Source organism: Streptomyces sp. NPDC127098 (assembly GCF_042722465.1).
GTDB lineage: Bacteria > Actinomycetota > Actinomycetes > Streptomycetales > Streptomycetaceae > Streptomyces > Streptomyces millisiae.
Genome location: NZ_JBHXFJ010000114.1, coordinates 1 through 10,348, shown reverse-complemented (window position 1 = coordinate 10,348; position 10,348 = coordinate 1). Strand labels below are relative to the sequence as shown.

The window sequence follows — 10,348 nt, the reverse complement described above, 5'->3', positions numbered from 1 at the left end:
GTGCTTGGCGGCGTTGTCCGAGCGCAGCCAGTCGTGGGGGGCGCCGGGGGCGGCCCGCCCCCCCCCCCCGCCCCCGCCCGGGGCGTGGCGGGCGGACGGCCGCGTCGGTCAGCGGCCCTGGCCCAGGACCACCGTGCGCCAGGTGAAGCCGTCCGCCGAGAGGCGGTAGTGGCCCGGGTTGGTGAGGTCGGTGAGGAGGAACCCGGCGGGGGTGACCTCCGGGCGTTCCGGCGGTGAGCCGGGGCGGGAGATCGCCCAGTCGCGGCCGGCGTTGTCGCTGCGGTAGATGGCGTCCGAGGCGTACATCAGCAGGCTGCCGTCGGCCGCGGCGATGGGCGTGCCGAGGACGATGTGGGGGACGGTGCCGGGGCGGTAGGTCCAGACGGGCTCCCAGCTGACGCCGTCGTCCACGCTGCGGTGGATGGCGAGGACGCCGGTGCCGTCGCCGGCCCGCGCCGTGCCGCTCTCGAAGACGTACAGCGCGTCGGGTCCGGCCGTCAGGGTCTGGGAGGTCACGCCGGCGGTGGTCGGGAGCGGCAGCAGCTCCCACGCACGGCCGCGGTCGCGGCTGACGGCCAGGGCGCGGCGGCCGGTGTCGGGGTCGACGCCGGAGGTCCAGAACGAGCCGTCGGGCAGGATGCCGGGCCAGCCCGGGTTGTCGAGCGGGGGCTGGGCGGCCAGCAGCCGGTACTCGGCGGTGTCGGGCATCAGCACCGCGAGCCCCGCCTGGCCGGCCGTGAGGATGGCGCCCTCCGGGATCTCCTCGGCGGGGCCGGTGGCTCCGGTGGTCTCGGCCGGCCGCCAGCTGCGCGCCCCGTCCGTGGTCACCCAGTGCCGCTCGACGCCGTCGTCGAGGACGGCGGAGAGCCGGGCGACGCCGGGCCCCGCGGCCTCCAGCGAGTGCGGGACGTCCCGGCTGTCACCCGCCGGGATCGGCGTGTCGCGGACCTCCCAGGCGGCGCCGTCCTCCAGGACGGCGACCCGGTACGCGCAGCGCTCCGAGCCCTCGGCCCCGGGGAGTCCCGCGGTGTCCTCGGCGCACTCGGTCACCAGGGCGAAGGCGTTCGTCTCGTCGACGAGGCGGAGCGAGAACGCCTGCCCGGGAAGCTCGGTTCCGGAGGGCACGGCGGGCGGCTCGGCGGACGGGTCGGTCGTGGGGTCGAGGGAGGGCGGGGGCGTCTCGAAGCCCTCGCGGTCGTCGTTGCGGTCCTGGGCGCTGCCCCCGGGTGCGGTGCAGCCGAGCAGGGTGGCGGTCGCGGTGAGGAGAACCATCGGTAAAACGATTAACCCGCTGCGCATGCTCGGTAGATACCCATGCGCGGCGTCCGGCAAATGGGGGGTTCTGGGCAACTCTTCGCGCGGATCAGGCCAGAAAGAGAGGTTATAGCGAGAGCAAATGATCTTATGTGCCCAATGCGGCTTTCCGGCATCCGAGGAGGCACCGTATGCGCCGAACGCCAGGCCTCGCTCGGGTCGCCGCCGGCGGCGCCCTGGCCCTGGCCGCGGCGCTCGTCGGCGCGGGCTGCGGGAGCGGCTACGGCTCGGGCGACGGGCCCGACGGGGTGGTCAGGGCCTCCTGGGGCGACCCGCAGCACCCGCTCGAGCCGGCCAACACCAACGAGGTCCAGGGCGGCAAGGTCCTCGACATGATCTTCCGGGGGCTGAAGCGGTACAACCCGGAGACCGGCCGGGCCGAGGACGCCATGGCCGAGTCGATCACCACCGAGGACCAGCGGAACTTCACCGTCCGGATCAAGGACGGCTGGACCTTCCAGGACGGCACCCCGGTCACCGCCCACTCCTACGTGGACGCCTGGAACTACGGCGCCCACGTCGACAACGCCCAGGTGGCGAGCTACTTCTTCCAGTTCATCGACGGCTACGACGAGGTCCACCCGGCCGACGAGGGCGCCGAGGCGACCGCCGACACCCTCAGCGGGCTGCGGGTGGTGGACGACCACACCTTCACCGTCCGGCTCAGCGAGCCGTTCTCGCTGTGGCCCGACACCCTCGGCTACGCCGCCTACGCCCCGCTGCCCCGCTCGTTCTTCGAGGACCACGACGCCTGGCTGGCCAAGCCGGTGGGCAACGGCCCCTACCGGATCGACGCCTACCAGAAGAACCAGTCCATGAAGCTGGTCAGCTACGAGGAGTACGCGGGCCAGGACCGGCCCAGGAACAAGGGCGTCGAACTCCGCGTCTACACCGACAACAACACGGCCTACACCGATCTCAGGGCGGGCAACCTCGACCTGGTCGACGACGTCCCCGCCGCCCAGCTCGCCAACGCGGAGATCGACCTGGGGGACCGGTACCTCAACCGGCCCGCCGGCATCATCCAGACCGTCGCCTTCCCGCTCTACGACGAGCGCTGGCAGGGCGAGGACGGCCTCAAGCTCCGCCAGGGGCTGTCCATGGCCATCGACCGGGAGGCCATCACCTCCCGGATCTACCACGGCACCCGCACCCCCGCCTCGGACTACACCTCGCCCGTGCTCGGCGAGGACGGCGGCTGGCAGCAGGGCCTGTGCGGCCAGGTCTGCGAGTACCACCCGGACCGCGCACGGGAGTTGATCGAGGAGGCGGGCGGCCTGCCGGACGGCGGGATCACCCTGACCTCCAACGTGGACACCGGCTCCCACCGGCAGTGGATGGACGCGGTCTGCAACAGCGTCAACAACGCCCTGGACGACGGCGGCGCCTGCACCGTGGAGCCGGTGCCGACGTTCGCGGACTTCCGCAACCGGGTCGGTGACCGACGGATGTCGGGAATGTTCAGATCGGGCTGGCAGATGGACTATCCGCTGATCCAGAACTTTCTCCAGCCGATCTACTACACCGACGCCTCCTCCAACGACTCCGGCTACAGCAGCGACGCGTTCGACGAACTGGTGGACCGGGCCAACGCCAGCGCCGACGAGGCCGACGCCGTCCGCGCCTTCCAGCAGGCCCAGGAGGTGCTGGTGGGCGACCTGCCGGCCATCCCGCTCTGGTACCAGAACGGCACCGCGGGACACTCGGAGCGGGTCAGCGGCGTGCGGCTCAACCCCTTCTCCGTGCCCGTCTTCACCGACATCCGGGTGAGCTGAGGCGGCATGGCGCGCTACCTGGTCAGACGACTCGTCCAGACGATCCCGGTCTTCGTCGGGGCCACCTTCCTGATCTTCGTCATGGTCTACGCGCTCGGCGACCCGGTCACCGCGCTCTTCGGCGACCGCGGCCCCGACCCGGCCATCGCCGCCGCGCTGCGCGCCGAGTTCCACCTGGACGAGCCGCTGTGGCGGCAGTACGTGCTCTACATGGGCCGGATCCTCTCCGGGGACTTCGGCACCGCCTTCAACGGGGAGCCCGTCACCGAGCTGATGAGGCGGGCGTTTCCGATCAGCTTCCGGCTGATGGTGATCGCCCTGGTGCTCGAAATGGCCATCGGGATCGCGCTCGGCGTCATCACCGGGCTGCGGCGCGGCCGGCCGCTCGACACCTCGGTGCTGATGCTCACCCTCTGCGTGATCGCCGTCCCCACCTTCGTGCTCGGCACCACGGCCCAGTACCTGTTCGGCGTCCGGCTCGGCTGGGTCAGCCCGGCGGTCAGCCCCGACCCCACGGTGCGCGAGCTGCTGCTGCCCGGGCTGATCCTCTGCCTGGTCTCGCTCGCCTACGTCACCCGCCTCACCAGGGCCTCCGTCGCCGAGAACGCCCGCGCCGACTACATCCGCACCGCCGTCGCCAAGGGCCTGCCGCGCCGCCGGATCACCGTCCGGCACCTGCTGCGCAACTCGCTGATCCCGGTGGTCACCTACCTCGGCGCCGACATCGGCACGCTGATGGCCGGCGCCATCGTCACCGAGCGGATCTTCAACATCCAGGGCGTCGGCTACCAGCTCTACCAGGGGGTGCTGCGGCAGAACTCGGCCACCGTGGTCGGCTTCGTGGTGGTGCTGGTGCTGATCTTCCTGCTGGCGAACCTGCTCGTCGACGTCCTGTACGCCGTGCTCGACCCGAGGATCCGCTATGCCTGATGACCTCCCGGTCGGGCCAGCCACGTCCGGCCCGCAGCCGGCCGACTCATCGCCGCCGGACGGCCTGGCGGCCGGCTCGCCGTCGTCGTCGCCGGACGGCCCGGCGGCCGGCGCGTTGCCGGTGCCGGCGGAGGCGCGGGGGTTGTGGACGGATGCCTGGCACGACCTGCGGCGCAACCCCGTCTTCGTGGTCTCCGCACTGCTGATCCTCTTCCTCACGGTGATCGCGCTCTGGCCGGGGCTGATCGCCACCCAGGACCCGCAGCGCTGCGAGCTGGGCCGCTCACTCGAGGGCCCGAGCCCCGGCCACTGGTTCGGCTTCGACACACAGGGCTGCGACGTCTACACCCGCACCGTGCACGGCGCCCGCGCCTCGATCGCGGTCGGGATCTGCGCCACCCTGGGCGTGGCCCTGCTCGGCTCGGTGGTCGGCGGCCTCGCCGGCTTCCTCGGCGGCTTCTGGGACGAGCTGCTCTCCCGGCTCACCGACGTCTTCTTCGGCATCCCGATGGTGCTCGGCGCCATCGTCTTCCTGTCCGTGGTCACGCTGACCGGCATCTGGCCGGTGGTCGCGATCATCGCGGCGCTCAGCTGGCCGCAGATCGCCCGGATCGCGCGCGGCGCGGTGCTCGCCGCGAAGGAGCACGACTACGTGCAGGCCGCCCGCTCGCTCGGCGCCGGCACCCCCCGGCTGCTGCTGCGGCACATCCTGCCGAACGCCATCGCCCCGGTGATCGTGATGGCGACGATCATGCTGGGCACCTTCGTCGCCCTGGAGGCCACGCTCAGCTACCTGGGCGTGGGCCTCAAGCCGCCCAGCGTCTCGTGGGGCGTGGACATCTCGGCCGCCTCGGACGGCATGCAGTTCCGCAACGCCCCGCACATCCTGCTCTACCCGGCGGCCGCGCTCAGCGTCACGGTGCTGGCCTTCATCATGCTCGGCGACGCCGTCCGGGACGCCCTCGACCCCAAGCTCAGGTGAAAGGCGCTGACCGCCCATGCTGCTCGAAGTGCGGGACCTGCGTGTGGAGTTCGACACCCGGGACGGGGTGGTCCGGGCGGTCGACGGGGTCGGCTACGCGGTGGACGCCGGCGAGACCCTCGCGGTGCTGGGCGAGTCCGGCTCCGGCAAGTCGGTGACCGCGCAGGCCGTGATGGGCATCCTGGACAGCCCGCCGGGGCGGATCACCGGCGGCCAGATCCTCTTCCGCGGCGAGGACGTGCTCGCCATGTCCGAGGAGCGGCGGCGGCGGATCCGCGGCGAGCGGATGGCGATGATCTTCCAGGACGCGCTCTCGGCGCTGAACCCGGTGCTCTCGGTCGGGTTCCAGCTGGGCGAGATGTTCCGGGTGCACCGTGGCATGTCCCGCAGGGAGTCCAGGGCCAGGGCCGTGGAGTTGATGGACCGGGTCCGCATCCCGGCGGCGAGGGAGCGGGTGAACGACTACCCGCACCAGTTCTCCGGCGGCATGCGGCAGCGCGTCATGATCGCGATGGCGCTGGCCCTGGAGCCGGACGTGATCATCGCGGACGAGCCGACCACGGCGTTGGACGTCACGGTGCAGGCGCAGGTGATGGACCTGCTGGCCGAGCTCCAGCGGGACTCCGGCATGGGGCTCGTCCTCATCACCCACGACCTGGGCGTGGTCGCGGACGTCGCCGACAGGATCGCGGTGATGTACGCCGGCCGCATCGTGGAGAACGCGCCGGTGCGTGAGCTGTACGAGCGGCCCGCGCACCCGTACACCAAGGGGCTGCTGGACTCCGTCCCGCGCCTCGACCACAAGGGCCGGGAGCTCTACGCGATCAGGGGCCTGCCGCCCACCCTGACCGCGATCCCGCCCGGCTGCGCCTTCAACCCGCGCTGCCCCGCGGCCCGCGAGATGTGCCGGGAGGATCCGGTGCCGCCGCTGGTGCGGGTGACGCGGCCAGACGGCGGCCGGAGCGAGGGCCGGACCAGTGCCTGCCACTTCTGGAAGGAGACGGTCGGTGGCTGAGCCCATCCTCCAGGTGCGGAACCTGGTCAAGCACTTCCCGCTCACCCAGGGGGCGTTGATCAGGCGCCAGGTGGGCGCGGTGCGCGCGGTGGACGGCGTCTCCTTCGACCTGCGGCCCGGCGAGACGCTGGGTGTGGTGGGGGAGTCGGGGTGCGGGAAGTCCACGGTGGCCCGGCTGCTGGTCGGTCTCGAACGCCCCACGGCCGGCGAGATCCGCTACCGCGACGACGACCTCTCCCGGCTGTCGCGGCGGGCCCTGCGCGCCGTGCGACGGAATATCCAGATGGTGTTCCAGGATCCCTATACGTCGCTGAATCCGCGCATGACGGTCGGGGATATCGTCGGTGAGCCCTTCGAGATCCATCCCGAGGTCGCGCCCAAAGGCGAGCGAAGGCGCCGGGTGCGTGAGTTGCTGGACGTGGTCGGGCTCAATCCGGAGTATGTCAACCGATATCCGCACCAGTTCTCCGGCGGCCAGCGGCAGCGCATCGGCATCGCCCGCGCCCTGGCCCTCAAGCCGGAGATCATCATCTGCGACGAGCCGGTCTCGGCGCTCGACGTCTCGGTGCGCGCCCAGGTGATCAACCTGATGGCGCGGCTCCGGGGCGAGTTCGGGCTCTCCTGTGTCTTCATCGCCCACGACCTTTCGGTGGTGCGGCACATCTCGGACCGGGTCGCGGTGATGTACCTGGGAAAGATCGTGGAGATCGGCTCGGACCGGGAAATCTACGAGCACCCCACCCACCCCTACACCCAGGCTCTGCTTTCCGCGGTTCCGGTGCCGGATCCGGAGGCGGCCCGGCGGGGCGAACGGATCATCCTGCGGGGCGACGTGCCGTCACCGGCCGACCCGCCGACGGGATGCCGTTTCAGAACCCGGTGTTGGAAAGCGACGGAGATCTGCGCGACGGCGCCACCGCCGCTGGCCGTGCCTCTGGCGTTCGCGGACGCGACCGGCGCGCGCCGTCACGAGTCCGCCTGTCACTACGCCACTTCGGAGTAGTCGGGCGCCCTCGTGCAACCGGGGCGGTGGACTCTCGGCCACACCGCCCCGGTCTACGGCACCCGCACGGCCGTACCGCCTCAGTCTGGGCCGTTCGCATATCGGTATAGCGTCTGGGGTGTTGCCTCCTTGTTAACACCCCTGGGTCCGTACTTGTCCGCTCATTTCCGAAAGTCCGCGACGCCGTCAAGCACGTTCCTGTGTCAATCCGCGTAACCTTGGCTCACTAATTGACCGTCATAGGTTGATACCACTGCTACCCCTTGACGGGTAACTCGGTGCCTTGCGACAGTCCCGCTCTACACGCATCGCATCGTGGGACCACACGTCGGGGGGACTGATGTCCAGCCAAACCGAGGCCGTGGCGGCCGAACTGGTAGGGCGTTCGCCGGGTCAGCTCATGTGGCGTCGTTTCCGACGGGACCGAGTCGGCGTCATTTCCGCCTGCGTGGTGCTCCTCTTCTTCGCGGTCGGCCTGCTCGCGCCGCTCATCTCCGCCCTCTACGGCAAGGACCCCTACACCAGGTACGGGCAATTGGAGCCGGGGCTGCTCAACGAGTACGGCTATCCCGTCAAACCCAACGGCGGCATGGACGGGGAATTCTGGTTCGGAATAGAACCGGGCACCGGCCGCGACGTGTTGACCCTGCTTATCTACGGAATACGCACCTCGCTGCTCATAGCCCTCGCCGTCACCGTGCTCGCCGTCCTCACCGCGATCGTCCTGGGCATCGCCGCCGGCTATCTCGGCGGCCGCTGGGACTTCGCCATCAGCCGCGTCATCGACCTCCTGATGGCCTTTCCGCAGCAGCTGTTCTTCGTGGCCTTCCTGCCGATCGTCACCACCCTCTTCGTGGACCCCAGGGAGGAGACACCCACCTACGTCAAGGTGGTGTCCATCATCGTCGTCCTCTGGGTGCTCGGCTGGATGACCCTGGGGCGCATCCTGCGCGGCGCCGCGCTCACCCTGCGGGAGCGCGAGTTCGTCGAGGCGGCCAGGGTCAGCGGCGCCTCCCCGTGGCGGATCATCCGCAAGGAGCTGCTGCCCAACGTGGTCTCGCCGATGCTGGTCCAGGCCACCTACATGCTGCCCAGCTTCGTGACCACGGCCGCCGCCCTCTCCTTCCTCGGGGTGGGCCTGACCGAGCCGACGCCCGACTGGGGCCGGATGTTCGCCACCGCCGCCGAGGTCTACCGCAGCGACATCACCTACATGTTCTTCCCCGGGGTCTCCATGGTGATCTTCGTGGTCGCCTTCAACCTCCTGGGAGATTCGGTCCGGGACGCGTTCGACCCCAAGACCGTCCGCTAGCCCCGCGACCGCCGCACCGTCGCCTCCGCGAGCCAAGCCGACCAACGAAACGGGCAGGTGGGAACGTACCGATGAGCACCACAGCACGGCCCAGAGCACGCATCGCCGGGGTGGCCCTGGCCATGACCGGGGCGCTGGTCCTCAGCGCCTGCAGCAGCGGCGGGGGCGGCGGTCCCACGAGCGAGGAGGAGAGCGCGGGGCCCGAGACCTCGGCCGCGATCTCCTTCGGCGACGCCGAGGCGTCCACCGGACCCGCCGAGGAGGTCCCGGACGCCACCCCGGGAGGCACGATCAACGTGCTCCAGGAGACCTCGCCCGACCACCTCGACCCCGCCCAGATCTACGTCGCGCACGAGTCCAACATCGCCCGGCTGATCCACCGCGGCCTCACCTACGTGCGCCTCGACAACGACGGCGACTACACGGTGGTCGGCGACCTGGCCACCGACTCCGGCACGGTCACCGACGGCGGCCGCACCTGGACGTACACCCTCAAGGACGACATCTACTTCAACGACGGCACCCCGATCACCTCGGCCGACATCCGGCACACCATCGAGCGGACCTTCGCGCCGTTCATCACCCAGGGCCCCAGCTACATCCAGCAGTGGCTGGCGGGCGCGGACGCCGCCGACTACCGCGAGCTGCTGCCCGATGGCCCCTACGAGGGCGACCACCTGCCGGACTCGCTCCTGGAGACCCCGGACGAGCGGACCATCATCTTCCGCTTCGCCGAGCCCCAGAACGACCTGCCCTACGCCCTCTCCATACCCGGCTACGCCGTCGTCTCGGCCGAGGGCGACACCCAGCAGGCGTACGACCAGGACCCGGTCACCTCGGGCCCCTACGAGATCGAGGACTTCCGGCCCGGCCGCTCCATGACCCTGGTACGCAACGAGTACTGGCAGCCGGAGACCGACCCGGCGCGCAACGCCTACCCGGACAGCTACGAGATCTCGTTCGGCCACAGCCTGGAGGACTCCACGGCCCGCCTGATGGCCGACAACGGCGAGAACCAGTACGCCACCAGCTTCAACAACGGCCTCGACGCCGGCAACGGGCCGACCGTCATGGAGGACCCGGAGCTGCGGGAGCGGCTGATCGACGGCTACCAGCCGTACGTCGGCACCCTCGCCATCAACCTGGACCGGGTCACCGACCTGCGGGTGCGGCAGGCCATCGCCTACGCGGTGCCGCTCAACGGCGTCCTCAACGCCTACGGCGGCAGCATCGGCGGCCAGTACGCGGGCGGCAACATCTCCCCGCTGCTGCCCGGCTACGAGGAGGACTACGACCCCTGGGGCAAGCTGGCCAACCCGCAGGGCGACGTGGAGCGGGCCCGTGAGCTCCTGGAGGAGGCCGACGCGGTCGGCTACGAGCTCAACTACATCCACCACACCGCGCCCCAGGACCAGCAGGCCGCGGTGGCCGTCGCGGACGCCCTGGAGTCCGCCGGCTTCGAGGTCAACCGCACCGAGGTCCCGCCGGAGACCTACTACGACACGATCGGCGTCGTCGACAACGGGGCGGACATCTACCGCAACAGCTGGGGCGCCGACTGGCTCTCCGGCGCCACCGTGATCCCACCGCAGTTCGACGGCCGGCAGATCGCGGACGGCGGCTCCAACTACAGCCACCTCAACGACGAGCACGTCAACGAGGAGATCGACCGCATCCGGGCGATCACCGACCCGGCGCAGGCGGCCGAGGAGTGGACCGCGCTCAGCCAGTACATCCAGGAGGAGTTCGTGCCCTTCGTGCCGACCTTCTACTACCGGCAGACCATCCTGCACGGCTCCCGGATCGGCGGCGCCACCTTCAACGACGACCTCGGCACCATCGACATGCAACGGCTCTACGTGATCCAGGACTGACCCCGCGGGTGGGCGGGGGGGGGGCCCCCCGCCCCGCCCCCCCCCCCCCCCCCCCCCCCCCCCGCCGCGGGGGCGGGCGGGAACGCCCGGCATACCCCAGCCACAACGCGCGCCCCCACGCCGCCGGCGCCGCCAACCGCGAA

The 10,348-nt window shown here is 70.9% G+C and carries 8 protein-coding genes; 7 read left to right on the top strand and 1 reads right to left on the bottom strand.

Annotation, left to right across the window (positions count from 1 at the left end; translation table 11 throughout):
- Nucleotides 1-108: 108 nt before the first annotated feature.
- Complete coding sequence (locus tag ACFWI8_RS35380; RefSeq protein WP_387100109.1) at nucleotides 109-1,272, bottom strand: WD40/YVTN/BNR-like repeat-containing protein; 1,164 nt, start codon at nucleotides 1,270-1,272, stop codon at nucleotides 109-111.
- 173 nt (nucleotides 1,273-1,445) lie between these two features.
- Between ACFWI8_RS35380 and ACFWI8_RS35375 the strand changes: the two genes are divergently transcribed.
- From ACFWI8_RS35375 to ACFWI8_RS35345, 7 genes are all read left to right on the top strand, one after another.
- Complete coding sequence (locus tag ACFWI8_RS35375) at nucleotides 1,446-3,089, top strand: ABC transporter substrate-binding protein (protein WP_387100106.1); 1,644 nt, start codon at nucleotides 1,446-1,448, stop codon at nucleotides 3,087-3,089.
- A 6-nt stretch (nucleotides 3,090-3,095) separates the two neighbouring features.
- On the top strand, nucleotides 3,096-4,019 hold the full coding sequence (locus ACFWI8_RS35370; RefSeq protein ID WP_387100103.1) for an ABC transporter permease: 924 nt from the start codon (nucleotides 3,096-3,098) through the stop codon (nucleotides 4,017-4,019).
- Entirely contained in the window at nucleotides 4,012-5,001 is a 990-nt protein-coding gene (locus tag ACFWI8_RS35365; protein WP_387100101.1) for an ABC transporter permease, read from the top strand. The genes ACFWI8_RS35370 and ACFWI8_RS35365 overlap by 8 nt, the downstream gene beginning before the upstream one ends.
- A 16-nt stretch (nucleotides 5,002-5,017) precedes the next feature.
- Entirely contained in the window at nucleotides 5,018-6,016 is a 999-nt protein-coding gene (locus ACFWI8_RS35360; protein WP_387100099.1) for an ABC transporter ATP-binding protein, read from the top strand.
- Entirely contained in the window at nucleotides 5,979-7,019 is a 1,041-nt protein-coding gene (locus ACFWI8_RS35355) for an ABC transporter ATP-binding protein (RefSeq protein WP_387100097.1), read from the top strand. The genes ACFWI8_RS35360 and ACFWI8_RS35355 overlap by 38 nt, the downstream gene beginning before the upstream one ends.
- Nucleotides 7,020-7,359: 340 nt before the next feature.
- The gene (locus ACFWI8_RS35350) at nucleotides 7,360-8,331 is read left to right on the top strand and encodes an ABC transporter permease (RefSeq protein WP_387100094.1); all 972 of its coding nucleotides are present in this window, start codon (nucleotides 7,360-7,362) and stop codon (nucleotides 8,329-8,331) included.
- A gap of 71 nt (nucleotides 8,332-8,402) precedes the next feature.
- On the top strand, nucleotides 8,403-10,205 hold the full coding sequence (locus ACFWI8_RS35345; protein WP_387100092.1) for an ABC transporter substrate-binding protein: 1,803 nt from the start codon (nucleotides 8,403-8,405) through the stop codon (nucleotides 10,203-10,205).
- The last annotated feature ends 143 nt before the right edge of the window (nucleotides 10,206-10,348 follow it).

Coding starts and splice junctions, on each gene's coding strand:
- ACFWI8_RS35380 (WP_387100109.1), bottom strand. CDS start 1,272: ATGGTTCTCCTCACCGCGACCGCCACCCTGCTCGGCTGCACCGCACCC.
- ACFWI8_RS35375 (WP_387100106.1), top strand. CDS start 1,446: ATGCGCCGAACGCCAGGCCTCGCTCGGGTCGCCGCCGGCGGCGCCCTG.
- ACFWI8_RS35370 (WP_387100103.1), top strand. CDS start 3,096: ATGGCGCGCTACCTGGTCAGACGACTCGTCCAGACGATCCCGGTCTTC.
- ACFWI8_RS35365 (WP_387100101.1), top strand. CDS start 4,012: ATGCCTGATGACCTCCCGGTCGGGCCAGCCACGTCCGGCCCGCAGCCG.
- ACFWI8_RS35360 (WP_387100099.1), top strand. CDS start 5,018: ATGCTGCTCGAAGTGCGGGACCTGCGTGTGGAGTTCGACACCCGGGAC.
- ACFWI8_RS35350 (WP_387100094.1), top strand. CDS start 7,360: ATGTCCAGCCAAACCGAGGCCGTGGCGGCCGAACTGGTAGGGCGTTCG.
- ACFWI8_RS35345 (WP_387100092.1), top strand. CDS start 8,403: ATGAGCACCACAGCACGGCCCAGAGCACGCATCGCCGGGGTGGCCCTG.